This window comes from Streptomyces sp. NPDC048590, assembly GCF_043199535.1.
GTDB lineage: Bacteria > Actinomycetota > Actinomycetes > Streptomycetales > Streptomycetaceae > Streptomyces.
Genome location: NZ_JBICWC010000006.1, coordinates 14,335 through 38,587, shown reverse-complemented (window position 1 = coordinate 38,587; position 24,253 = coordinate 14,335). Strand labels below are relative to the sequence as shown.

19 protein-coding genes and 1 tRNA gene are annotated in these 24,253 nt (G+C 72.0%); 7 read left to right on the top strand and 13 right to left on the bottom strand.

Annotation, left to right across the window (positions count from 1 at the left end; translation table 11 throughout):
• Positions 1–4: 4 nt before the first annotated feature.
• The 5 genes from ACGFNN_RS18640 to ACGFNN_RS18620 form a co-directional block, all read right to left on the bottom strand.
• Positions 5–1,972, bottom strand: a complete 1,968-nt coding sequence (locus tag ACGFNN_RS18640) for a copper resistance CopC/CopD family protein (protein ID WP_393557149.1) — start codon at positions 1,970–1,972, stop codon at positions 5–7.
• A 13-nt stretch (positions 1,973–1,985) separates the two neighbouring features.
• Positions 1,986–2,432, bottom strand: coding sequence for a copper chaperone PCu(A)C (locus ACGFNN_RS18635; RefSeq protein WP_362545495.1), 447 nt, complete (start codon positions 2,430–2,432; stop codon positions 1,986–1,988).
• Positions 2,429–3,085: an SCO family protein gene (locus ACGFNN_RS18630; RefSeq protein ID WP_365092688.1), complete on the bottom strand. Its 657-nt coding sequence runs from the start codon at positions 3,083–3,085 to the stop codon at positions 2,429–2,431. Before ACGFNN_RS18630 ends, ACGFNN_RS18635 begins: the two co-directional genes overlap by 4 nt.
• 50 nt (positions 3,086–3,135) lie before the next feature.
• The gene (locus tag ACGFNN_RS18625; RefSeq protein WP_393557146.1) at positions 3,136–3,864 is read right to left on the bottom strand and encodes a YcnI family protein; all 729 of its coding nucleotides are present in this window, start codon (positions 3,862–3,864) and stop codon (positions 3,136–3,138) included.
• Between the two features lie 112 nt (positions 3,865–3,976).
• Positions 3,977–4,810 carry a hypothetical protein gene (locus tag ACGFNN_RS18620; protein ID WP_393557144.1) on the bottom strand — a complete coding sequence of 278 codons (834 nt, stop codon included), beginning with the start codon at positions 4,808–4,810 and terminating at the stop codon, positions 3,977–3,979.
• 294 nt (positions 4,811–5,104) lie between these two features.
• On the opposite strand from ACGFNN_RS18620, the gene ACGFNN_RS18615 reads away from it, so the two are divergent.
• Positions 5,105–5,659: an ATP-binding protein gene (locus ACGFNN_RS18615; protein WP_393557142.1), complete on the top strand. Its 555-nt coding sequence runs from the start codon at positions 5,105–5,107 to the stop codon at positions 5,657–5,659.
• Between the two features lie 33 nt (positions 5,660–5,692).
• On the opposite strand, the gene ACGFNN_RS18610 is transcribed toward ACGFNN_RS18615, so the two are convergent.
• Positions 5,693–7,156, bottom strand: a complete 1,464-nt coding sequence (locus tag ACGFNN_RS18610) for an aminopeptidase P family protein (RefSeq protein ID WP_362545510.1) — start codon at positions 7,154–7,156, stop codon at positions 5,693–5,695.
• A 109-nt stretch (positions 7,157–7,265) separates the two neighbouring features.
• Positions 7,266–8,699, bottom strand: a complete 1,434-nt coding sequence (locus ACGFNN_RS18605) for a PP2C family protein-serine/threonine phosphatase (RefSeq protein WP_393557140.1) — start codon at positions 8,697–8,699, stop codon at positions 7,266–7,268.
• 614 nt (positions 8,700–9,313) lie between these two features.
• Here ACGFNN_RS18605 and ACGFNN_RS18600 point away from each other — a divergent pair.
• Entirely contained in the window at positions 9,314–9,997 is a 684-nt protein-coding gene (locus tag ACGFNN_RS18600; RefSeq protein ID WP_393557138.1) for a bifunctional DNA primase/polymerase, read from the top strand.
• 765 nt (positions 9,998–10,762) lie between these two features.
• On the opposite strand, the gene ACGFNN_RS18595 is transcribed toward ACGFNN_RS18600, so the two are convergent.
• The 3 genes from ACGFNN_RS18595 to ACGFNN_RS18585 form a co-directional block, all read right to left on the bottom strand.
• Positions 10,763–11,728, bottom strand: a complete 966-nt coding sequence (locus ACGFNN_RS18595; RefSeq protein WP_362663141.1) for a DUF5926 family protein — start codon at positions 11,726–11,728, stop codon at positions 10,763–10,765.
• 171 nt (positions 11,729–11,899) lie between these two features.
• A complete protein-coding gene (locus ACGFNN_RS18590; RefSeq protein WP_393557136.1) occupies positions 11,900–12,451 on the bottom strand; it encodes an ATP-binding protein in 552 nt (183 codons plus the stop codon).
• A gap of 230 nt (positions 12,452–12,681) precedes the next feature.
• A complete protein-coding gene (locus tag ACGFNN_RS18585) occupies positions 12,682–13,509 on the bottom strand; it encodes a glycerophosphodiester phosphodiesterase (protein WP_362545519.1) in 828 nt (275 codons plus the stop codon).
• Positions 13,510–13,706: 197 nt separating this feature from the next.
• On the opposite strand from ACGFNN_RS18585, the gene ACGFNN_RS18580 reads away from it, so the two are divergent.
• The gene (locus ACGFNN_RS18580; RefSeq protein WP_393557134.1) at positions 13,707–15,182 is read left to right on the top strand and encodes a S1C family serine protease; all 1,476 of its coding nucleotides are present in this window, start codon (positions 13,707–13,709) and stop codon (positions 15,180–15,182) included.
• Positions 15,183–15,240: 58 nt separating this feature from the next.
• Positions 15,241–15,325: transfer RNA gene (locus ACGFNN_RS18575), tRNA-Ser, on the top strand.
• A gap of 363 nt (positions 15,326–15,688) precedes the next feature.
• Here the strand turns inward: ACGFNN_RS18575 and ACGFNN_RS18570 are convergent.
• Together ACGFNN_RS18570 and ACGFNN_RS18565 are read right to left on the bottom strand one after the other, a co-directional pair.
• The gene (locus ACGFNN_RS18570; RefSeq protein WP_393557132.1) at positions 15,689–15,832 is read right to left on the bottom strand and encodes a hypothetical protein; all 144 of its coding nucleotides are present in this window, start codon (positions 15,830–15,832) and stop codon (positions 15,689–15,691) included.
• Positions 15,829–16,710, bottom strand: coding sequence for a bifunctional DNA primase/polymerase (locus ACGFNN_RS18565; protein WP_393557130.1), 882 nt, complete (start codon positions 16,708–16,710; stop codon positions 15,829–15,831). The genes ACGFNN_RS18570 and ACGFNN_RS18565 overlap by 4 nt, the downstream gene beginning before the upstream one ends.
• A gap of 250 nt (positions 16,711–16,960) precedes the next feature.
• On the opposite strand from ACGFNN_RS18565, the gene ACGFNN_RS18560 reads away from it, so the two are divergent.
• The 3 genes from ACGFNN_RS18560 (at position 16,961) to ACGFNN_RS18550 (ending at position 19,947) form a co-directional block, all read left to right on the top strand.
• On the top strand, positions 16,961–17,275 hold the full coding sequence (locus tag ACGFNN_RS18560; RefSeq protein WP_393557128.1) for a hypothetical protein: 315 nt from the start codon (positions 16,961–16,963) through the stop codon (positions 17,273–17,275).
• A gap of 213 nt (positions 17,276–17,488) precedes the next feature.
• The gene (locus tag ACGFNN_RS18555) at positions 17,489–18,043 is read left to right on the top strand and encodes a SigE family RNA polymerase sigma factor (protein ID WP_393557126.1); all 555 of its coding nucleotides are present in this window, start codon (positions 17,489–17,491) and stop codon (positions 18,041–18,043) included.
• A 257-nt stretch (positions 18,044–18,300) separates the two neighbouring features.
• Positions 18,301–19,947, top strand: coding sequence for a long-chain fatty acid--CoA ligase (locus ACGFNN_RS18550; protein WP_362663330.1), 1,647 nt, complete (start codon positions 18,301–18,303; stop codon positions 19,945–19,947).
• 60 nt (positions 19,948–20,007) lie between these two features.
• Here the strand turns inward: ACGFNN_RS18550 and ACGFNN_RS18545 are convergent, their stop codons facing one another.
• Positions 20,008–24,087, bottom strand: a complete 4,080-nt coding sequence (locus ACGFNN_RS18545; RefSeq protein ID WP_393557124.1) for a PAS domain-containing protein — start codon at positions 24,085–24,087, stop codon at positions 20,008–20,010.
• Positions 24,088–24,253 lie beyond the last annotated feature (166 nt).

Sequence of the window (24,253 nt, the reverse complement as noted above, 5' to 3'; positions counted from 1 at the left end):
CTGCTCAGCCGATCTTCACGTTCTTCTCGACGGTGGTCTGGTCGATGTCCGACGTACGCACCGTCACGGCGATCTTCCAGTCACCCGCCATGGGGATCTGCACTCCGCTCGCGGTCCAGTGCCCCGCGGTGAGACGGTCGGGGACGACCGGCAGCGGGCCGATCTCCTTGGCCTCCAGGGTGAAGGCGAGCTTCACCTCGGGTACGTCCAGGGGCGTCCGGTCCGGTGCGTCGACCCACAGGTGCACGCTGTTGGCGCCGGTGGAGCCGGGGGTGAGGTCCAGCCGGACGGTCCCCTTGCCGTCGGGGCCACCGGTGTCGAAGGGCAGGCTCAGGCTGACCGGCTCCGCTGCCGCCGGAGCCGCCGCTGCCGTGGAGCTGCCCTTGGCGGCCTCCTCCTCCGTACGGCCGGGCTCCGTGGACGTCAGGATCGTCGTGACGACGAGCAGCACCACGGCGATTCCGGTCTCCGCCATCACGGACCGGCGCAGTCCTGCACGGTCGGGGTCGGCGTCGCGCTCGCGCTTCGCCTTCGTCGCGGTCAGCGCCGCCCGCTGGCGGGCGAGCTGGGCGGCACGCGCGGGATCGACGTCCTCGTCCCGCGGGGTGCCGGTGGCGGTCACGAGAGAGGGTTCGTCCTCGGCGGTCCCGGGCGACGGGATTGCCGGTTCGGCGCTCTCCTCCGCGGCGACGAGGCTTTCGGAAGTGCGCCCGAGGAGCCGGCCCGTCCACCGCCGGGAGATCCAGGCCACCCCTACGAGCAGGACGACCAGCGCCACCTTGACGAGCAGCAGCTGCCCGTACCGGGTGCCGGTCAGCGCGGACCAGCTGCCGACCTGGCGCCACGACTGGTAGACACCGGTCGCGGTGAGGACCAGCACGCTGCCGAACGCCAGCCGGGAGAACCGCCGCACCGCGCCGCTCGGGAGGTCCGGGGTCCGGTGCAGAGCCACCAGGAGCGAGGCCAGCCCGCCCAGCCAGGCGGCGACGGCCAGCAGGTGGAGCACGTCGGCCGGCATGGCGATGCCCGGCTGGAGGCCCGTCGAGGCGTGCTCGGCCAGTGCCCAGGTACCGGCGATCCCGGTCGCGATGACCAGCCCGCCCGTGGCGAGGCCGAAGGTGAGGTCCTTCTTCTCCTTCTCGTCCTCGCGCTTTGCGTACGCCCCGAAGAGGACGGCGATGAAGAGGGCCGAGGCGCCCAGGAGCAGCAGCCGGGAGACCAGTGCGGCCCCCGGCTTGGTGTCGAGCACGGACTGGAGGCCACCGAGGTCGAAGGCGTCCCCGAGCTTTCCGGAACCCGTGTAGGGGTTCCGGAGGAAGAGCATGACCAGGGTCGCGGCGGTGATGGTGATCCAGCCGCGTACGACCAGCCGCTGCAGCGGCCGTGCGCCCGCCCCGCCCTGCCAGCAGGCGAGCACGAAGGCGGATCCGCCCACGAGCAGGACGAACCCGGCGTAGGCGGCGTAGCGCGCGATCCCGTACAGCGCGCCGACGAGGCCGCCGCCGACCTCGTTCGAGGGGAGCGCCACAGTGGTCTCCGACGGCGCGCCGACGGAGAAGGTGAAGGCCCCCGACACCGGGTGGCTGTCCGCCGAAATGGCCTGCCAGGCCACGGTGTACGTCCCGTCGGGCAGCCCGCTGTGCAGCGTGACGCCGTACCGTACGGCGCCCTGGCCCGTGATTTCGCGCGGGGCGCCGTCATTGGCGCGCTTGCCGCTCGGGTCGAGCACGCGGATCGAGTCGTCGCCGACCGCGATCTGTTCGGAGAAGGTGAGCGTGACCTCGTCGGGAGCGGTGGCGACCACCGACCCGTCCTTCGGGTCGCTCCCGGTGAGGGCGGCGTGCGCGGACGCGGGGCTCGCGCCCGCCAGCACCAGACCGAACAGCAGGCCGATCAGGGTGGTGAGGAGCGCTGCCGCGGCGAGCGGCCGTCGTATGAGGGAGGGTCCGAAGTGCGGGGCGGTGGCAGCCATGGGTGTCAGTACCTCAACTCTTCTTCGGGTTGTAGGTGGTCTCCTTCACGGGGATGTCGACCTTGATGGGGTCGGCCTTCTCGAAGTGCAGTTCCACGGAGACCGTCTCGCCTCGCTTGGGCTGCTGCTTGAGATCCGTGAACATGATGTGGTTGCCGCCCCGTTCGAGGTCGAGCTCGCCGCCGGCGGGCACCTCGAAGGAGGAGACCATGCGCATCTTCTGGTCCTTCGTCTCGTGGATGGAGACATGGTCGGAGAGCGAGCTGGTCACCGAGGTGAGCCGGTCGGTGGAGCCGCCGCTGTTCTTCACGAGGAGGAATCCGGCCGCCATGTCGCTGACGGGCTGCGGCATGAAGGCGCCGGTGACCTCGAGGTGCGGTGCGCTGTCCGAGGAACATGCCGACAGGGCGAGCCCGGTGGTGAGGACCAGGGCTCCGGCGAGAGTCGTGCGGCGGTTCACGGGGTCTCCCCCTTGACGATCTTCGGGAGGTCCTTCGTGTAGTCCTCGGCGGTGGTGTCCTCGCTGTAGAGCACGTATCCCTTGTCGGTCTTCGGGGAGAACGCGATGACCTGGGAGCCGTGCATCGAGACGACCGTGCCGTCCTTCTCCTTCTTCGGCGGGTCGATACCGATTCCGATGGACCGGGCTCCCGCCTGGATCGCGGAGAAGTCACCGGTGAGGCCGGTGAATTCAGGGTCCTGGGCCTTCAGCCAGCTTCCGAGGGACGCCGGGGTGTCCCGTTCGGGGTCGGTGGTGACGAAGACGACCTGGAGCTCCTTCTGCTCGGCCTTGGGCAGGGCCCGCTTGGCGAGCGCGATGTTGCTCATGGTCAGCGGGCAGACGTCGGGGCAGTTGGTGTAGCCGAAGTAGATGAGGGTGGGCTTGCCCTTGGTCCGTTCACGCAGGTCGTACTTCTCACCGTGCGTGTCGGTGAGGACGAGATCCGGCTTGGCGAAGGGCTGGTCGAGCACGGTCGCGGGCTTGGACGCGGTTTCGGAGGAGACATCGGCGACGGAGTTGTCCGCCGAGTCCCCTCCGTTTCCGCATGCCGACAGGGTCAGTGCGGCCACGGCGACGAGCGCCGCGGCCAGCACCTTCTTCTTGCTGTGCATGGGGAACGTGATTCCTGATCTGTGAAATGCGGGTGGTGGCGCCGGTGGGATCAGGCCGCGCGACGGCGGCCGGCGAGGATGCCGAAGGCGACCCCGGCGACACCGACGACGATGCCCACGATGCCCAGGACCCGGGCGGTGCTGTCGGTGTCCGACGTGGATTCCGCGGCCACCGTCGTGGTCTTCTCCGCCTTGTCGGCGTCGCCGCTCTTGGCGTCCGCCGCGGCGCCGTGGGCGTCGCCTGCGGGGGCCGACAGGGCGAGGACGGGCGCGGGGCTCTCGGGCTCCTCGCCGCCCGCGGTGGGCTCCTCGATCCAGCGGACGACTTCCTTGTTGCTGTACGTCTGGAGCGCCTTGAAGACCAGCTGGTCCGCGTCCTCGGGCAGCTGTCCGACGGAGAGCGGGAACTGCTGGAAGAAGCCGGGCTCGATGCCCTTGCCGTCCGCGGTCCAGGTCACCTTGGAGACGGCCTGGTCGATCTTCTTGCCGTGGACCTCGAGCGGCTCGGCGAGCTTGCTCTTGGTGACCTCGATCTTCCACCCGGCCACCGGCTGCGGGCTGACCGACGCCAGCGGGTGGTCCATCGGGAAGTTCACCTCGAGCTTGGTGGTGGAGGCGTTGTCGCGCTCGTTGGGAACCTTGAAGTTGACCGTGGCGTAGCCGCCCTTGGCGGCCTCGCCCTGCGGCTGCACGGTGACGTGCGCGGAGGCGGTACCGGCGAGCAGGAGGACGGTGGACGCGGCGACGCCGCCGACGAGGGCGATACGGGAAACGTTCATGGCAGGGATCACTCCACAGGTCACGGGAAAGGGTGGTCCGGCGCGCGGATGCGCGACGGCATCACGACCCGCCTCGTCACCGGATCACCGGATCACCGGAGGAGGAGTCGTGTCAGGCTGCGCGTACGTATACGGGCGGCGGCCCGCGCCTGATCACCATGTGCTGCAGAGGGTCCCCGGAGGCCGGTGCGGCGGCCTCCGCCGACCTGCGGAGAGGGCGCGGCCCCGTCGTGGGCCGTCCCGGAAGTCCCGCACGCAGGGCGCGCACGAGTGCCATGGCCGCCCGCAGCGCGCGCAGCCTCGCCGCCGCCGCGAGTTCCCTGCCGCCCTGCGCCGACAGCGCGACGAGCCGGAAGAGGGCGATCTCGCCCCGGCGCAGCAGCCAGCCGGTGACCAGCGCGGCGAGCAGGTGGCCCAGGAACATGGGCAGGCCCGGCAGTCCGGACATCACCGTCGACAGGAACGTCGGGGCTACGGCGGAGGCGGCGTCATGGGCTGCCGCCGCCCCGCCCGCCAGATGTGTGTGACCCTGGGCCACTGCCGTCGGGTCGAGTCCCGCAGTGGTCACGATGCGATGGGCCTCGCCGGCGCTCAGCTGCGCCGGTCCCGCGCCGCACACCAGGCCGGCGGCGAAGCGGATCAGCGAGGCGTCGCCGGAGCCCGCAGCGGTGGCGGCGGTGTGCTGTCCGAGCCCGAAGAGGACGTGCAGGGCCACCTGGCCGGCCGTGAGGGCGGTGGTGATCGCGAGCAGCGTCCGCTCGCGTCCCGCGAAGAGGGCGGCGAGGGCGAAGATCCCGGCGAACCCGGCCGGCAGGGTCCACCCGGAGACGGTCATGCCCGAGGCCAGCCCGTGCCCGGCGGCGGCCAGCACGACGCAGACCGCGGCGAACACCGCGGTCCTCAGAAGCCGCATACCGGCTCCGGCGCGTGCGACAGGCATAGACATGGCCGGGTCATCATCCCACTGCGACCCCGCCCTCCGTACGGCAGGTCCGGAAGGTCGGCATCCGTCCGCATCGGGGGGTGATCAGGTGGTGTTGCACCTGTTCATGGGGCACTTCCCGGCCTCGGCCCGAGGCGTGTCCGGAAGCTGTACGTGGCCTGTCGGGGGCCCGCATACACCTGCGAGCGGAATATCCACATCCGCCGAATGAGGGCTCTCACAGCGGATCCGTGCTTACGGAGCGCTCATCTCGGCAATACGTAACGGTATGTCGAGCCGCAGCCAGGAGGCTGGAGCATGAGCATGTGGTGGTCACTCCATTTGCGGCGCGACGCTGCGAGCGTTCCGCTCGCCCGTCGTTTCCTGCTCGGAACAATGGAGACCGCGGGGGTGGATCCGGACATCTCCTACGACCTCTCGGTCGCGCTCAGCGAGGCCTGCGCGAACGCCGTGGAACACGGCGGCGAGAGCCGGGTGGAGGAGACGGGAGAACAGGGATCCGCTCACGCCCTCGACGGGGCGACCGGGAAGTCCTGCGGACAGTACCGGGTCACCGCGTATCTGGACGGCGAGATGTGCCGTATCGAAGTCGCCGACTCGGGGCCGGGTTTCTCCTCCCGGCGCACGCTTCGCACCGCCGCACACCCTTCCGCCGCCCATCCGGAGAGCGACGCGTCGCCCGGGTACGCCGCGGTGCAGCCGCCGGAGACGGCGGAGAGCGGCCGGGGACTCTGCCTGATCGAGGAGCTCGCCGACCACGTCCACTTCGGCAACGGACCGGGGCGCGGCGCGGTGGTCAGCTTCGACAAGATCCTCAAATGGCGCGAGGGTGCGCTGCTCATGGTGTCCTGAGCAGCGCACCCTCGCGCGTGGTCGTGCCGGAGGTCAGCCCTTGAGGGCGGCCATCCACGCCTCGACGTCCTCGGCCCGGCGCGGCAGCGCCGCAGACAGGTTCCGGTTGCCGTCCTCGGTCACCAGGATGTCGTCCTCGATCCGCACGCCGATCCCCCGGTACTCCTCGGGGACGGTCAGGTCGTCGGCCTGGAAGTACAGTCCCGGCTCGACCGTGAGGCAGACCCCGGGTTCCAGGGTGCCGTTGACGTACGACTCGGTGCGGGCGACCGCGCAGTCGTGGACGTCCATGCCGAGCATGTGACCGGTGCCGTGCAGGGTCCAGCGGCGCTGCAGGCCGAGCTCCAGGACCTTCTCGACGGACATGTCGCCGAGCAGGCCCCACTCGACGAGCTTCTCGGCGAGGACCCGCTGGGCGGCGTCGTGGAAGTCGCGGAAACCGGCGCCGGGCTTCACTGCCGCGATCCCCGCCTCCTGGGCCTCGTACACCGCGTCGTAGATCTTGCGCTGGAGCGGCGAGAACGTGCCGTTGATCGGCAGCGTGCGGGTCACGTCGGCGGTGTAGAGCGCGTCGGTCTCCACGCCCGCGTCGAGCAGCAGCAGCTCCCCGGGGCGGACCGCGCCGTCGTTGCGGACCCAGTGCAGCGTGGTGGCGTGCGGGCCGGCCGCGCAGATCGAGCCGTAGCCGATGTCGTTGCCGTCGACGCGGGCGCGCAGGAAGAAGGTGCCCTCGATGTAGCGCTCGCTCGTCGCCTCGGCCTTGTCGAGAACCTTCACGACGTCCTCGAAGCCGCGCGCCGTGGCGTCGCACGCCTTCTGCAGCTCGGCGATCTCGAAGGCGTCCTTGACGAGGCGGGCCTCGGAGAGGAAGACGCGGAGCTCCTCGTCGCGCTCCGCGGTGACCTTGTCGGTGAGGGCCGCCTCGATGGCCGCGTCGTGCCCGCGCACGGCGCGCACCGGGCCGGTGGCCTCGGCCAGCGCGGCGGGGAGTTCGCGGACGTCCTTCGCGGGGATGCCGAGCAGCTGCTCGGCCTCGGTGAGGGAGTTGCGGCGGCCGACCCAGAGTTCGCCCTGGCCGTCGAGCCAGAACTCGCCGTTCTCGCGGTCGGAACGGGGCAGCAGGTAGATCGTCGCCTCGTGGCCGCCGTCGGTGGGCTCGAGCACCAGGACGCTGTCCTGGGTGAGGTCACCGGTGAGGTAGGCGTACTCGGTGGAGGCGCGGAAGGCGTACTCGGTGTCGTTGGAGCGCGTCTTCAGGTTGCCCGCGGGGACGACGAGCCGCTCACCGGGAAATCGCGCGGACAGCGCGGCGCGGCGGTCGGCGGTGTGCGAGGCCTGGGCGATGGGCTCCAGGCCGTGCAGCTCGGTGTCGGCCCAGCCGGACTTCATGTTCTCGGCGAGCTCATCGGAAATGCCCGGGTACAGGCCGTTCTTCCGCTGCTTGATCGGCTCTGTCTCCGCTGCTTCCGGGGTCTCCGGGGCGAGCTCCTCAGACACGTTATGTCCTCCTTGTACGACACTGGACCGAACCCATCGTACGGGCGTGCGGAAGGGCGGCCCAGTGCCGGAAGACCTCTTCGCCGGGCCGGAGGGCCGGGAGACGCGCTCAGTCGAAGCGCGCGGCCAGCAGGACGGCGTCGGACGGTTCGCCGACGGCGCCCCGGCCGTCCGCACCCTCCGGCAGTAGCGTGCGCAGGATGTGGTCCGCGACGGCCCCGGGGTCCTGGCGCACGTCCTTCGGCACCCCCGCCGCGGCGGAGCGGAGCCGGGCGAACGCCCGGTCCATGGTGTCGCCGGTGCGGCGCAGCAGGCCGTCGGTGTAGAGGAGCACCGTCTCGCCGGGGCGGAGTGTGAACTCCACGCTGGGCGCCTCCCAGCAGGAGAGCATGCCCAGCGGTGCGGACAGGGTCGTCTCCACGAACTCGGTCCGCCGTTCCCCCGTCACCAGCGGAGGGGTGTGCCCGGCGCCGGCCAGAGCCATCGTGCGCCGGCCGGGCTCGCAGTAGGCGTAGAGAGCGGTCGCGGCGGTGGCCGGCTCGGTCAGGCGGAGGAGCAGTTCGAGGTCGGAGAGGACGGCCACGGGATCCTCGCCCTCCATCACCGCGTAGGCGCGGAGCCCCGCGCGCAGCCGGCCCGTGGCGGCCATCGCGGCGGGCCCGGAGCCGCCGACCGAACCGACGGCCAGTCCGAGCGCGCTGTCCGGCAGCAGCAGCGCGTCGTACCAGTCGCCGCCGCCTCCGGGGGCGGCCAGGTGGCGCGCGGCGAGCCGTACTCCGGGGGTCCGGGGCAGTCTGCGGGGGAGCAGTTCCTCGGCGATGAGAGCGGAGTCGGCCCGGGTGCGTTCCAGCTCGAGAAGCCGGGCCAGATGCTCGGCGGCGTAGCGGGAGTACACACCGACGAGATGGCACTGGCGTTCCAGCGGCTCGGCCGGTTCGTCGTAGAGCCAGACCGCGGCGCCGAGCCGCCCGGCGGTCCCGGTGGAGAGGGGCAGGGTGTAACTCGCGGCGTACCCGAGCCGCCCGGCGACCTCGCGGCACAGCGGGTCGAGATCGGCGTCGGCGAGCAGGTCGGGGCAGGCGAGGGGGACGTCCGCGCCGGGGAGGCCGTCGAGGAACCGGCCGTGGGCGGTGGCTCCGCGCGGAAGGGTCTCGATGTGACCGAGGTCGGAGTGGGAGAGGTTCAGCCCGAGCGTGCGGGACGGCCCGCGGCCGTCGGCGGGCTCGAGGACGAGGAGACCGCGGCCGGCGCCCACGAGCGCCGCTCCCGCGCTCAGGAGTTCGTCCAGGGCGTCGTCGAGGGAGCTGGTTCCGGCCAGCCGTTCGGTCAGTTCGTGCAGTGTCGTCAGGTCGGAGACCCACCCGGCCAGCCGGTCCTGGATGAAGACTCCGGGGGCGGAGGCTGTGGCTTCCGTGGGCGCGGCAGTGTGCGTTGAAACGGGAACCATGGGGTCGATTCCAGCCACTTTCGGAAGGTGGGGGGCGCTCATGGCAGTAGGCTCTCCGACCGGCGTGTTCTGTCGAATAGCATCGCAAACCCCCATGTCGTGCTGCGCCGCTATCGGTGCAACCACATGTACACGTCCCCACATGTACACGCACAAGTAAGGCGATGTCCAGCATTGTCCTGGCGGTATTTGTGGCGCCGCGAGAGGGCTCCACCAGATGGCTAACTTGGCCGAAAAATGTACCCCCGGAGCGCCTTCTGGGGTCGACTGGGACCGCTCGACAGGGAGCACCCTCGGGGTGAAATGCCGGAGGGAGCGTCATCCCGGGCATGCTGGGTACGTAATCGTGGATGGTCAGGGGCACTTGTGACCGCCCGGAACCCGACAGTCGACCCGGGCGTCCCTACTGATGACGGCCGCCCGCCCACCGCCGCAGAGTGGCGTGGTTGCACAAGGGGCGGCGCGCGCGGTGCGCACGCCGACCGCGCGAAGTTTTGACTGGACTCGGCTCGGCACAACCCGGTTCGAATCAGCTCAGCTCCATTCTGTTCGGTTCCACTCGGCTCCGCTCGGCTCATGCACGGCACCGGCTGTCCGGCCGTACCGCAGACCCGATGAGCATGTACGCACAGCGAAGACACGCACGCGTGGTGTGACGAACACGTGGTGCGATGTGGACCTCGGCGTTCAACGGAAAGGAACGAGCGCTCATGCGCGAGATCCTCGGAAGGCGACGCAGGCACCGGCCCCGCCGCAAGGGAAGTTCCGCACAGCTCGACGCGGCGCTGATCTTCGCCACGGCTCGGAAGTGGCCCGTACTCCCCGGAGTGGGCCTGGCGGCGGGGGCCGTGCGCGGCGAACGCGGCCGCGGCTGCGCCTGTCCCGACCCCGAGTGCGCCGTCCCCGGCGCACACCCCTTCGACCCCGGCATCCTCGCCGCCACGACGGACGCGCGCATGGTGCGCTGGTGGTGGACCAACCGGCCCGCGGCCCCCGTCGTCCTGGCCACCGGTGGCAGGGCGCCCTGTGCGCTGAGCCTGCCGGCCGTGGCCGGCGCCCGGGCGCTGACGGCGCTCGACGGCATGGGGCTGCGCATCGGTCCTGTGGTGGCGACACCCACCCGATGGTCCCTGCTGGTCGCCCCGTACACCCTGGAGCGGCTCGGTGAACTGCTGCACGCCCAGGACCGGGTGCCCAGCTCGCTCAGGTTCCACGGGGAGGGCGGGTATCTCGTCCTGCCCCCGTCCGAGGCGGGCACGGGGCAGGTGCGCTGGGAACGCCCGCCGGCGGCGGGGGACGCCGAGCTCTGGCTCCCTGACGTCGAGTCGGTCCTGGACGCCCTCGTCGAAGCGAGCAACGGGGCTCCGGACGGCGGCAGTCGGCTCGCGTACTGAACTCGGGCCTGTCCGACGGATCAGGGTCGAGCAGGCCCGTTCGTGCGGCGGTGCGGCAGCCCGACGGAACTGATGTCGGGTCACCGTGCTCTCGGAGCCGGTCCTTCGGCGGATTGGCGCCCCTGTCCGAAGGGGGGCGGGGCTCCGGGCCGTGAAGGCATCCCCGGAGCCCCGGGCGGGGGTGCCGGGCCGCCCGGTCCGTACGGCTGGGCGGGAGGTCCGGGCGTGCCGTTGCCATTACCGACGAGAAATGACCGTGCTCGCGGTATTTCTGACGCTCTTTCGCGATGTGACCATGACGGTGCGCACGGTGATGCCGATGTGAATGTTTCCTCCGCGCCCCGCGGTATTCGCGGGCAACCGGCAGCAGCTCCCTGATTAATGTCCGAAAGCGGCCACCTGTGGGAGAGGCGATCCGGGGCGCGCACTCCCGGCGTGCGGTGGCGCCTGCACGTCCGCGGGGGTCCGGCAGGTGTCGGGACCTGGGGCGAGGCGGATTCAGGGAGGCCCGGGAGGGCGCTCACCCGGTGGGTCTGCGCAGGCTGCCCGCGTGCGTCGCGCTCCGGCGTGCGCTCGGGCGTCCGGGCCCGGAAACGGGAACGTCCGGCCGCTGGCGACGGGGGATGCACCAGCGACCGGACTTCCTGAACCGTAACAAGAGATCTGCCGTGCGCAAATTCGATCTGGCCTATTCGGACAGTGATTTACCGGCGGGTACCGGGAGTTGTGACGGGAGTCACCGTCGGGCCCCGGCTCTCGTCACTGTCAGCTGAGCGTCACTTGGCGGTTGGTGAGCCCACCGCGTGCCCTGCGCTCGTCGGCAGTGAGCGGAGCGTCGGACGCGAGAGCCCCGGCGAGCCGCTCGGCGAACTGCGCGGCGGGCTTCTCGCACTCCTCGGCGCCCATCGTGCTGGGCAGGTCCCAGACGGGGACCATCAGACCGTGGGCGCGGAACGAACCCACCAGACGGGTTCCGTCGCCGAGCGAGGAACTTCCCGCCGCGTGCAGCCTGGCGAGGGCGTCGAGGAGCTGCTCCTCGGGGTGCGGCATGACCCAGCGCAGGTGGTTCTTCTCGGGGGTCTCGCACCAGTAGGCCGCGTCCACGCCGGAGAGCCGGGTGGTGGGGATGGCGGCCGCGTTGGCACGCTCCAGGGAGGCGGAGACCTCGGCGGTGGCGTTCGAAGCGTCCGGGACCCAGAACTCGAATCCGGAGTGCACGTCCGGCTCGAACGGCGCCTCGGGGTCCAGCACGTCCTGCAGCCGCGGGCCGTCGGCGGGCACCCGGCGCGCGGTGACCGGCGAACCGGGCTCGGCCTCCAAGGCCCGCTGGAGGGTGTCCGCGAGGTCCCGGCTGAGGTCACCGGAGGAGGTGTCGTTCTGCAGGGCGAGCAGAACGGATCCGTCGTCGCGGCGCAGCGCCGGCCAGGCCATCGGAAGGACCGTGGCGAGGGAGACGGACGGCACGCCCTCGGGGAGGCCGCCCTTCAGCGTGAGTGCGACGGTGGCGGCGGGGACCAGTTCGCGCAGGGCGATCCAGTCGCACTCGCCGGAGATTCCCTCGAAGGGGCGCTGGACCAGCTCGGTCACGGCGTGGGCGGCTGCCCGTCCATGACAGGCCTTGTAGCGGCGGCCCGAGCCGCACGGGCAGGGCTCACGAGCTCCGACGACCGGGATTTCACCGTCCTTGAGCTGCGGCTTCCCGGCCTTGGACTGAGGGCGCTTCTTGGCCATGGTGGGCGTTCTCCCGATTGCGACAGTGCGGTCTCGGCGCGAGCCTAGCCGCCCCTGTCGGCGCCGTGGCACACCTGTCGTGGCACCGCCTCGGCCCGGCTCCGGTACGCCGTCCCCCTGACCGCCCTCGGCCCACACCCCCGCCGCTCCCGGACGACCCTCCGGCCGCTCTCAGCCCGCGTCGTCGAAGGCGTCGAGGACGTCGGCGAGCTCGAGTCCGTCGAGCGATCCGAAACCGCTGATGCCGTCCAGCCCGGTGAGCCTGGCCCGGCCCTCCCGGGAGCCCGGCCCTTCCCCGCCGCCCGGGCCGGACCGGTCGCGGCGCGCGGACCTCATGTGTCCGGGCGGCGCCAGGGCGAATCCGCCGGACCTGTGGTCCGTGGAGACCTGGGCCCACACCGTGACTTCACCCGACGATCCGTCGCGTACGCCCCACTCCTGGGCCAGGGCGCTGATGATGTTGAGCCCGCGGCCGCCCCGGGCGGTGACCGACGGTGTGGCCGGGACCGGCCTGGTCGGGCCGCCGCCGTCCGTGACCTCGACGGTCAGGGCGCCTCTGCCGTCCACGCGCCATGCGGCGCGGATGTCGCCGTCCCCCACGTCGGAGTGCCGCCCCAGCGGCCTGCCGTGCCGGCAGGCGTTGCTGAGGAGTTCGGAAAGGATCAGTACAGCGTCGTCGACCACGGTGTCCGGGACCCCGTTGCCGCGCAGTTGCTCGCGCATACGGTGTCTCGCCTGTCCCACGCCCGCAGGGCCATGGGGTACGGCCATGCTCGACGACGCGGGCACTTCCTGTGCCACCACAAACGCCACCCCCGAGACCTCCTTCGCCCCACGCCACGGAGTGAATGCCCCTCTGCACTCCGCCGGAAACCGGCCAAAGCCGGGGCAGTGATGCACTCGTAACGATCGATTGCGGAGCGAATGCGCCGGTGCACCCCTGGTGAGGGTGGTTAAGAGCGGCCAAGTTGTGACAGGACCTGCTTCGGGCGGTTCGTGATGATTGCTTCCACTCCCAGACGTACGCAGAGCTCGACGTCCTCGGGTTCGTTCACCGTCCAGACGTGCACCCGGTGGCCCGCCCTGTGCAGCCGTTCGATGTACCCGGGGTGATTGCGTACGATCCGCATCCCCGGACCCGCGATCCTGGCCCCGGCGGGCAGCCGGCCGTCCCTCATGCGCGGTGAGACGAACTGCATCAGGAAGACGGTCGGCAGGGTGGGGGCCGCGGCCCGGATGCGGTAGAGGGAGCGCGCGGAGAAGCTCATGACACGCACCGGGGACGGCCCGTCCGCGGGCGGAGCGTCGAGGCCGAAGCGCTTGAGCAGCTGGAGCAGCCGGTCCTCGACCTGTCCGGCCCAGCGTGTGGGGTGTTTGGTCTCGACGGCGAGCTGGAGCGGCCGCCCGGTGGCCCGGACCTCGTGGACGAGTTCGAGGAGGCGTTCGAGTGTGAGTACGGACGTCAGCTCGCCCGGCACGGGGTCCCACTCCGGGGACTCCTCGTGGTCCTTCCAGGAACCGAAGTCGAGCGCTGCCAGGTCGGCCAGTTCCAGCGCCGACACGGCGCCCCGCCCGTTCGACGTACGGTTCACCCTGCGGTCGTGCACACAGACCAGCTGCCCGTCCGCGGTGAGGCGGACGTCGCACTCCAGGGCGTCCGCTCCGTCCTCCACGGCCTTCCGGTACGCGGCCAAGGTGTGCTCGGGGGCGTCGTCGGACGCTCCGCGGTGGGCGATGACCTGGATGGCGGGCTGTTCGGAGGGTAGGCGTGCGTGGGTCACCGCGACATCGTGTCACCGGGACGCGTCGTATGCCGACACCTTGTCACGTGCGACCGTTTTGCCTGATGTAAAGATTGGTGTGCGGATGCACAGGTCCTGCTTACAGTGGCCTGACGTGTTATGGGAAAAGCTGACCGCAGACACGTACACAGCGGATCTCTTGCCGAATGCCGAGTGGAACCTAGGAGTAAAGAGCTGTGAGCACCGAGAACGAGGGCAACGAGGGCAACGCGGCTCAGTCCGTACCGCCCGTCCCGTCCGCACCTCCCGTGCCGGCTGCCGCTCCCGAGGGCGCCCCGCAGGGGGGTTCGCCCGCGCCCGACGCCCCGGCCGTGGCACCCGCGGACGCGCCGACGGCCCAGGTTCCGGCCGCGACGCACCACGAGGGCGTCGGCCAGCCCGCCGCCGGGCATGACCCGCACACCTACCCGCAGCAGCCTTCGCAGGACCCCGAGGCCTGGCCGCCGCCTCCTCCCGCCATCCCCTCGTACGCCGACGGCGGAAGCCCTCCGGCCTGGGGAGCCCCCGCGCACCCGGACGCCGAGCCCCCGCGCAAGCGCCGCGCGAGCGGCCTGGTCGCCGCCGTGGTCGTGGCGGCCCTGGTCGCGGGTGGTGTGGGCGGAGCCCTCGGCTACTGGGCGGCCGACAGCAACGACTCCTCGGCCGGCTCGACCACGGTCGCCGCGGCCAACAGCCCCAAGGACTTCAAGCGTGACCCGGGCACGGTCGCGGGGGTCGCCGCGAGCGCGCTGCCCAGCGTGGTGACGATCGACGCGCAGTCCGGCGACGGCGAGGGCGGCACGGGCACGGGCTTCGTGTACGACAAGGAGGGCCACATCCTCACGAACAACCACGTGGTGGCCTCCGCGGCGGACAGCGGCCAGCTGACCGCGACGTTCTCCAACGGCAAGAAGTACGACGCCGAGGTCGTCGGCCGCGCCCAGGGCTACGACGTGGCGGTGCTGAAGCTGAAGAACGCCCCCGACGGGCTGACCCCGCTGGCGCTCGGCGACTCCGACAAGGTCGCCGTCGGTGACTCCACCATCGCGATCGGCGCACCGTTCGGCCTCTCCAACACGGTCACCACGGGCATCATCAGTGCCAAGGACCGCCCGGTGGCCTCCGGGGACGGCTCCAGCAACAAGAACTCGTACATGAGCGCCCTGCAGACCGACGCCTCGATCAACCCGGGCAACTCGGGTGGTCCGCTCCTGGACGCGGGCGGCGCGGTCATCGGCATCAACTCCGCGATCCAGTCGACGAGCGGCGGCGGCGTCGGCCAGTCCCAGGCGGGCTCCATCGGCCTCGGCTTCGCCATCCCCGTCAACCAGGCGAAGAACGTCGCCGAGCAGCTGATCAAGACGGGCCAGCCCGTCTACCCGGTGATCGGCGCGACGGTGACCATGGAGGAGAAGACCGGCGGCGCCGTCATCTCCGACCAGGGCGCGGGCGGCACCCCCGCCGTCACCCCGGACGGCCCGGCGGCCAAGGCGGGTCTGAAGGCCGGCGACGTGATCACCAAGTTCAACGACACCGTGGTCGAGAGCGGCCCGACGCTGATCGGCGAGATCTGGACCCACAAGCCGGGCGACAAGGTCACGCTCACCTACAAGCGCGACGGCAGGACGGCCACGGCCGAACTCACCCTGGGCGAGCGCAAGGGCGACAGCTGACCGGCTAGGCTGTCCCACGCATCGAGCCGACCCGGCCTCCGGGCCCGGCACGACGCGGGGTGGGTTGCCCGAGCGGCCTAAGGGAACGGTCTTGAAAACCGTCGTGGCGCGAGTCACCGTGGGTTCAAATCCCACACCCACCGCAGCGCGAGAAGGCCCCCGACCAGGCGATATGGTCGGGGGCCTTCGCCATGTCCCGTGCTCGCCGGTCACCGCTGTTCCCCCTGGTGCCCAGGCTTCTGTCGGGCGGGAGAAAGCACATGGGTGGGGCATTGTCCTCCGGTGTCCGCCAGGTGCGTGCTCCCGTGCGGCCGTGTGTACGCCTTACTGAGCCTGTGTGAGATGCGGAAGTCTGCGTCGGTCCGGATTTCCCGAGGCTTTGTCAGGGGGTACGTGATGGCGTCTCAGCCCAGGTGTGGTGCTCGTACGGGGGCCGGGAAGGCATGCAGGAACCTCGCGTTGGTGGGCACGTCGCGCTGCGCGAAGCATCAGGGGCCGTGGTCGGCCTACGGCGTCGCGCAGCGCAAGGAGAAGGAGGCCAGGGCGAAGAAGCGGGCGATTCGCAGGAAGCGGTAGTCGCCGCGGCCGGACTCGGGTGTCCGGCATGCGGCGGCAGGGTGGCCCGTACCGGCGGCTCGTCGTCCGCTCACGAGACGTCCCGCGGCGTGCTCAGCCGGGCGGCCGAGGCGATCGCGGCGCGGGCCTCGTGTTCGGTGAGGCCGGTGCTGAGGGCGGCGTCGGTGAGGGCGTCCGCGAGGGCGTCGCCGAAGCCGTGTTCGTAGGCGCGGCAGGCCGCCCAGAACAGACGGGTGTTGCGCTGGCCCTCGTGTGCGGCGCGTACGAACTGGACCAGGCCCTGCCCCTGTCGGTCCGGCGTGGCCCGGCCCGTGTGCCGGTGAGGGCGGGGAGGCGGTGTCAGGAGGTGGAGGAGGGCGCGGGGGCAGGGCGCCGGCTCCAGGTGGGCCGTTCCGGGGGCGAGCCGGTAGCGGCCGTGGGTGGTGACCGAGCCGGGGCCGACGAGGTAGCCGCCCATGCCGCGTACGTCGATGCCCGGGGCGAGGCGGCTCGCGGAGTTCGGGACCACGACACCGGGCGGTCCTGTCAGCCAGAGGTGCCGGCCGCCGCTGGGCGTGAGCACGGTGACGGTGGGCGGGAGGGTGAACAGGTGCTGGAGGGCGAGCTGTTGGAGCGCGGCGACGGAGTCGTTGCCGTGGGCGGTGTCGATGTCCAGGTCGATGCCGATGAGGCGGTGCGGTGGCCGGCCGCAGGCGATTCCGTATCCGGTTGCCCTCGGGGCGGCGGCGAAGAGCGCGCGGACCGTCGCGGGGTCCGTGGTGGCGTCGTGGACCCCGTGGCCGGGCAGGCCGCAGGCACCCCGGCAGTGCGCGGGAGGGGTCTCGGCGCGGTGGGGTGAGCGCAGGGCGGGGAGCTTGTTGGCGGACAGGGGGAAGACGGGGAGCCCGCGCTCGGCGGCGGAGAGCGCGTGGGCCAGGGCCAGGGTGGAGGTCTGCCGGTCGATGGTGGCCATGGCACCATGTTCGTACGTACGTTCGAAAAAAGGAAGGGCGGGTTCGAACGCCCGGGGCGGATAGCTGTCGGGACGGGAGGTTTAGGGGGCCTCCCTCATACGTGCGGGGGAATCGGCCGGTAGGCGTGGTTCGCCGCCGAGGCGGTGGGCAGTTCTGCATCCGCGACGTCGCGACCCGTCCGGAGCGGTCGGCCAACTGCTCCGGAACCAGCCGTTTCTGTCCCTGTTCCCGGTTCCTGGAGGAAATGACATGGCACGTATCCGCACTGCTCGCGCTCTGGCCGCGGTCGCCGCCGTTCCGTTGGCCGTAGCCCTTTTCGGAGGGGTCGCCGCTGCCGACAACGGTGCGTTCGCGAGCGACGGGTCGAACGCGGGGGTGGCGACCCTCGGTTCCGGTGTCGGCGGGGACAACTCCGGCAACGCCTCCACCTCGCAGCAGCAGGCCGTCGGCGCGGGGGCGTCCAACCACAACAACACGGTCCAGGTGTCCGGGGGGCGCCTCACCTACATCGAGCAGGCCACGTACAACTTCTATGTGATCTTCCCGCCGCTCTGGGCGGACTGAGCCCGGCCGCCCCCTGTGGTGCCCTGTGGGGGCCGCCTCCGGGGCGGGTGGAGGGGAAGAGGCGCTCACCCCGGGGTGAGGACCCTGACTGCGGGGGGTGTCCCCCTCCACCCTCAGGAGGTGGAGTCGGGGACCGCCCTACAACCTGAGGCGGACGTGGCTTCGGGACCTGGGGCCGATCCCCTCGGCGGGGCCCGCTCCTAGCGTGGAGACATGACCACGCCAGTCTGCGCCGACGCCTCCAGGGCGGCCGCCACATCCACGGGACACCGCCGGTATCCGTCGTTCTCGTCGTACGTCCGGGCGCGGGGCCCGGTGCTGCTGCGCACGGCGCGCTCCCTGACCGCGAACCCGAGCGACGCCGAGGACCTGCTGCAGACCGCCCTCACCAAGACCTACGTCGCCTGGGAGCGGATCGAGGACCACCGGGCGCTCGACGGGTACGTCCGTCGCGCCCTGGTGAACACGCGCACCTCGCAGTGGCGCAAGCGCAAGGTCGACGAGTTCGCCTGCGAGGAACTGCCCGAGCGGGAGGCCGCGCCGGCCCCCGACCCGGCCGAGCAGCAGTCCCTGCACGACGCGATGTGGCGCGCGGTGCTCAAGCTCCCGGACCGCCAGCGGGCCATGGTGGTCCTGAGGTACTACGAGGACCTCAGTGAGGTGCAGACCGCAGATCTTCTCGGGGTGTCCGTCGGTACGGTGAAGAGCGCGGTCTCCCGGGCGCTCGGCAAACTGCGTGAGGACCCGGAGCTCGGCCCGGTGCGCTGAGACGTCCGTGCCCCGACCTCCTGAGGCGTCCGCGCTCCCGATCCCTGAGGCGTCCGCGCTCCCGACCGCCGAGACGTCCGCGCCCCCGGTGCGTCGAAGGCCCGTGCCAGGCCCCGCCCGCCCTCGGGTGGCCCGGGAACCCCGCCGCCTGCGTGATCGGCTCCGATTCGTACTCCCGGAAGTATCGACATACCGCGTGGTATGTGAGCAGAATCAGCGAACCCTTACTGCCGCGTAGCGCCCACCGGGAGGACGCCGTGCTGAGCACCATGCAGGACGTACCGCTGACTACCACCCGCATCCTGACCCATGGGATGACCATCCACGGGAAGTCGCAGGTGACGACCTGGACCGGCGAGCCGGAGCCGCACCGGCGCAGTTTCGCCGAGATCGGCGTACGCGCCACACAGCTGGCGAACGCCCTGCGCGACGAGCTCGGCATCGACGGCGACCAGCGGGTCGCGACTCTGATGTGGAACAACGCCGAGCATGTCGAGGCGTATCTGGCGATCCCCTCGATGGGCGCCGTACTGCACACCCTGAACCTGCGGCTCCCCGCCGAGCAGCTGATCTGGGTCGTCAACCACGCCGACGACAAGGTCGTCCTGGTCAACGGCTCCCTGCTGCCGCTGCTCGCACCGCTGCTCCCCCATCTGCCCACCGTCGAGCACGTGGTGGTGTCCGGTCCCGGCGACCGCTCGGTGCTGGAAGGTGTCACGCCCCGGGTCCACGAGTACGAGGAGCTGATCGCGGGCCGCCCCACCTCCTACGACTGGCCCGAGCTGGACGAACGCCAGGCCGCCGCCATGTGCTACACCTCCGGCACGACCGGGGACCCCAAGGGCGTCGTCTACTCCCACCGCTCGATCTACCTGCACTCGATGCAGGTCAACATGGCGGAGTCGATGGGGCTGACGGACAAGGACACCACCCTCGTCGTCGTGCCGCAGTTCCATGTGAACGCCTGGGGCCTGCCCCACGCGACGTTCATGACCGGCGTCAACATGCTGATGCCCGACCGTTTCCTGCAGCCCGCGCCGCTCGCCGAGATGATCGAGCGGGAGCGCCCGACGCACGCCGCCGCCGTGCCCACCATCTGGCAGGGACTGCTGGCCGAGGTCACCGCCAACCCGCGCGACCTCAGCTCCATGTCCCACGTCACCATCGGCGGCGCCGCCTGTCCGCCCTCCCTGATGGAGGCGTACGACAAGCTGGGCGTCCGGCTCTGCCACGCCTGGGGGATGACCGAGACGTCCCCGCTGGGCACCATGTCCAACCCGCCCGCCGGGCTCACCGCCGAGGAGGAGTGGCCCTACCGCATCACCCAGGGCCGCTTCCCGGCCGGCGTGGAGGCCCGCCTGGTCGGCCCCGCCGGTGAACTCCTGCCGTGGGACGGCGAGTCGGCGGGCGAGCTGGAGGTCCGGGGGCCCTGGATCTCCGGTGCCTACTTCGGCGGCGCGGACGGCGAGGCCATGCGCCCCGAGGACAAGTTCAGCGAGGACGGCTGGCTGAAGACCGGTGACGTCGGTGTGATCAGCGACGAGGGCTACCTCACCCTGACCGACCGGGCCAAGGACGTCATCAAGTCCGGCGGCGAGTGGATCTCCAGCGTCGAGCTGGAGAACGCGCTGATGGCCCACCCGGACGTGGCCGAGGCCGCAGTCGTCGCGGTCCCCGACGAGAAGTGGGGCGAGCGTCCGCTGGCCACCGTCGTCCTCAAGGAGGGCGCCACCGCCGACTACGCGGCGCTGAGGACCTTCCTCGGCCAGTCCGTCGCCAAGTGGCAGCTGCCCGAGCGCTGGACGATCGTCCCGGCGGTGCCGAAGACGAGCGTGGGCAAGTTCGACAAGAAGGTGATCCGCCGCCAGTACGCCGAGGGCGAGCTGGACATCACGCAGCTCTGAGCAGCGCGCCCCGGGAACACCGCGAGTGCGGTGCTCCCGGGGCGCGTCGGCGGTACGACGTCAGTTCGTCCCTATCTTCGCGAGCAGGTCCACGATCCTGGACTGCACCTCGTCGCTCGTCGACCGTTCGGCGAGGAAGAGCACCGTCTCACCGGAGGCGAGCCTCTCCAGGTCGCCCTCCTCCATACCGGCCGAGGTGTAGACGACCAGCGGGGTGCGGTTCAGCGCGCCGTTCGCGCGCAGCCAGTCGATGATCCCCGCGCGGCGGCGACGCACCTGCATCAGGTCCATCACCACCAGGTTCGGGCGCATCCGGGTCGCGAGGTCGACCGCGTCGCTGTCCCCGGAGGCCCGGGCCACCTGCATGCCGCGGCGCTCCAGGGTCTCCGTCAGCGCCAGCGCGATCTCCTCGTGCTCCTCGATCACCATGACCCGGGGCGGATGCTGCTCGCTGTCACGCGGAGCCAGTGCCTTGAGGAGCACCGCCGGGTCGGCGCCGTACGCCGCCTCCCTGGTGGCCTGGCCCAGACCGGCCGTGACCAGCACCGGAACCTCCGCGGCGACGGCTGCCGTCCGCAGGGACTGCAGGGCGGTACGGGTGATCGGCCCGGTCAGCGGATCGACGAAGAGCGCGGCGGGGAACGCCGCGATCTGGGCGTCGACCTCCTCACGGGAGTGCACGATCACCGGCCGGTAGCCGCGGTCGCTCAGCGCCTGCTGGGTGGAGACGTCCGGCGCAGGCCAGACGAGGAGCCGGCGCGGGTTGTCCAGCGGCTCCGGGGGCAGCTCGTCGTCTACGGGCTGCGGCTGGGGCTGGTTGGCCACCTCGACCGCGCCACCGGGGCCGTCCAGCGGCTCGGGGCCCTCGGCGCCCTCGTCGGGTGCCCCTATCGCGTAGGAACGCCCCTCGGACGCCGGCGCGGAGAGCAGCCGGCCCGTGCCGGAACCCTGCACCGTGCCGCCCTGCGTGGCGGCGGGCTGCGGCGGCACCGGGGCCGGCTGGGGAGGTACGGGGGCCACGGCCGAACCGGGCGCCGGGCGCTCGGGTTCCGGCGGGGCGGCCAGCTTGCGGCGGCGCCCGGCGCCGCCCAGCGTCTGGTTCTGCTGATGCGCCAGGTGCTGCGCGAACGGCACGCCCTGCCCCAGGGTCCGCACGCTGAACGCGCGCCCCTGGGTCGAGTCCGAGGACACCGGCATGGGCGCCTCGGCCGGCAGCGGCTGGCGGCGCGCGTCCGGGGCGGGGGTGCGTCCGGTCTCCACCGGGTGCGCTTCCGGTGCGGGCGCCTGGGCGTCCGCGTCGGCCGGGTGCGGTTCCTGAGCGGGCTCGGCCTTGGGCTCGGGAGCCGGAGCGGCGGGAATCGCGGCCGCGCCCGTGGTGTGCGCGGTGGAGCCGGGCGCCGTCCACTCGTCGGCCGAGGGGCTGACGACCTCGTCGGGGCCCGGCACCGCGGCGACCTGGGACGTACCCTCCTCGGCCCAGTCGGGCTGCGGGGGGACGGCGGGCAGGGGCTGCCCGGGTACGGGGTGACCGGGCCTGGCCTGCTGCTCGGGCGACTCCTGGGCGGGACGTGCCCTCCGGCGGCCGGACGGCACGGGGTGCGGCTGCGGCGGGGTGTGGTCGGCGTCCGGCACCGGCCCGACGGCGTCGTGACGTTCGGAACCGTGGGATCCCGTCCCGGCCGGCTGCTGGACGGGGGAGAGCGCCGACATCGCCTCGGACGGCGGTGCCACGACCGGTGCGCCCGGGGCGACCGGAGGAATCCGGTCGGCGGCGGCCGGAGGCAGCGCGAACGCCGTACGGGGACCCTGCGCGGGAGCCTCCGCGGCCGCGCGCTCCTGGGCGGCGGCGAGGGCCCGCCGGGCACGTCGGCCTCCGGGCTGCTGCGCGGGCTGCTCGTGCGCCGCCGGCTCCTGCCGGCCGGGGGCCTCGGCTGAGGCGAGAGCGGGCAGCGCGGGGCGGCCGCCAACTTGATGTCCGGAGCCCTGATGCCCTGAGCGGGCGGCGGGGTTCTGCGGCACCCCCTGGGGCGGCACGGTCCGCCCGCGCTGCGGACGGGCCCCCTGGGCGCCCTCGGCCGCCGTCACGACGGAGCCCTGCGAGGCGGCCGGGGCCGCGGCGGGGAGCGCCAGAGCCTGCCTGGGCTGGTCCGCCGCTGCCGGCGCCGCGTCCGTCTCGGCGGGGCTGGGGCGTCCGCGCCTGCGGCCGGACCCCTCGCTCCGCCGAGGCGCGGTCACGTCCTGTTCGTGCTGCTGCTCCTGTGCGGCCTCGGGCTCCCGGCGCGCCCTGCGCCGGCCGGTCGGTTCCCCGGCTGCCGAGGCGGCGGTCTCCGGCGTGGCCGCCGTGTCGAGGGGGCTGTCCAGGAACGCGTCGGTCGACGACCTGCGCGCCCTGCGCCGGCCGCCGCCCTGGGCGGGCTCCGCGGCGGGCTGCGGGGCGGGCTCCGCCACGAGTTCCTCGGGAACCGGGAGCGGCTCGGGCACGACCGTCCCGGAGCCCTTCCCGAGAGGGACCTCGAGGACGTACGCGCTGCCGCTCATGCCCGGCATCTCGTGCGTCTGGAGCACCCCGCCGTGGGCTTGCACGATGCCGCGCACGATCGGTACGTGTACGGGGTCCCCGCCGGCGAACGGCCCGCGCACCTCGATCCGTACGACGTCACCACGCTGCGCCGCGGCCACCACGACCGTGGAGTCCACGTAGCCGCCGCCCGGGACGGGACGCGTCTTGCCCGTCGAGTCGACACCGGCCACATCGGCGACGAGATGGGCGAGGGCCGTGATCAGCCTGCCCGCGTCCACCTCGGCTTCGATCGGCGGCGCGTGCACCGCGAACTGTGCCCGGCCGGGACCGATCAGCTCGACCGCGCCGTCGATGCCCGCCGTCACCACCGCGTCGATCAGCACCGGCTGCTTGACGAGGTCCTCGGTGCCGTCGTCCAGGCGCTGGTAGCTCAGCACGTTGTCGACGAGCGTGGTCATGCGCGCGTAGCCCGCGGCGAGATGGTGCAGGATCTGGTTGGCCTCGGGCCAGAGCTGGCCGGCCGGGTCGGCGGCGAGGTTCGAGAGCTCGCCCCGCAGTTCCTCCAACGGCCCCCGCAGCGACTCACCGAGCACCGCGGTCAGCTGGGTGTGACGCGCGTCGAGGCCGGTGAGGCGGTCCGTCTGCTCCTCGATCTCGGAGGCGTACCGCTCGGTCCGGTCGGCGGACTCGGCCGCGTGCTTCTCGGTGAGCGTGGCGACCTCGGCGCGGTGGCTCTCGGTGAGCTCGGCGATCTCCGCGGCGTGGCGTTCGGTCAGCTCGGACACCTTGTCGGTGTGCTGCTGCGTCAGTTCCTCGTAGGGCCTGCGGTCGGTGAACGTCATGACGGCGCCGACCAGCTGGTCCCCGTCCCGCACCGGCGCGGTCGTCAGGTCGACCGGCACCTGGTCACCGCTCTTGGACCAGAGGACCTGTCCCCGCACCCGGTGCTTGCGACCGGACCGCAGGGTGTCGGCGAGGGGTGACTCCTCGTACGGGAAGGGCTCGCCCTCCGCACGCGAGTGCAGGATCAGCGGGTGGAGTTCCTTGCCGCCGAGGTCGCTGGCGCGGAAGCCCAGGATCTGGGCGGCCGCGGGGTTGACCAGGACGACCCTGCCGTCCGTGTCCGTGCCGACGACGCCCTCGGAGGCGGCGCGCAGGATCATCTCGGTCTGGCGCTGCGAACGGGCCAGCTCGGCCTCGGTGTCGACGGTGCCGGACAGGTCCCGTACGACGATCATGAGCAGCTCGTCGCCGGTGTAGCTGGAGTGGATGTCGTTGTAGCCGGCCTGCCCGCTGTCCAGGGAGGCGCTGGTGACCTCGACGGGGTAGTCGGTGCCGTCGGTGCGGCGCGCGACCATCCGCGTGGGCTTGGTCCTGCCCTGCTCGTCCGCAGCATCCGGCCTGCGCATCGACCCCGGGATCAGCCTGGAGTCGAACTCCGGAAGCAGATCGAGCAGTCCTCGTCCCACGAGCGCGGTGCCCGGGGTCTCGAACATCTCGAGGGCGATGGTGTTGGCGTTGACGACCGTGCCGTTGCAGTTGACGAGCAGGAGCCCGTCCGGAAGGGCGTCGAGTATGGCTGCGAGGCGAGCAGCGCCTCGGGATGGCCTGCTGCTCACGAGACGCTTCCTCCCTGAATACCGCACCTTGCCGACAGCGGGCCCCATCCTGCCCCTCGGGCCTCAGGCTGTCACTGGAGGAGTCTAAAGGCAGGGAGCGCGTGGCGGGCGGCGGATGAGGGGGAGCTCTCACCAAGGTTCTGTGCACACGGTGTACGCCGGCGGT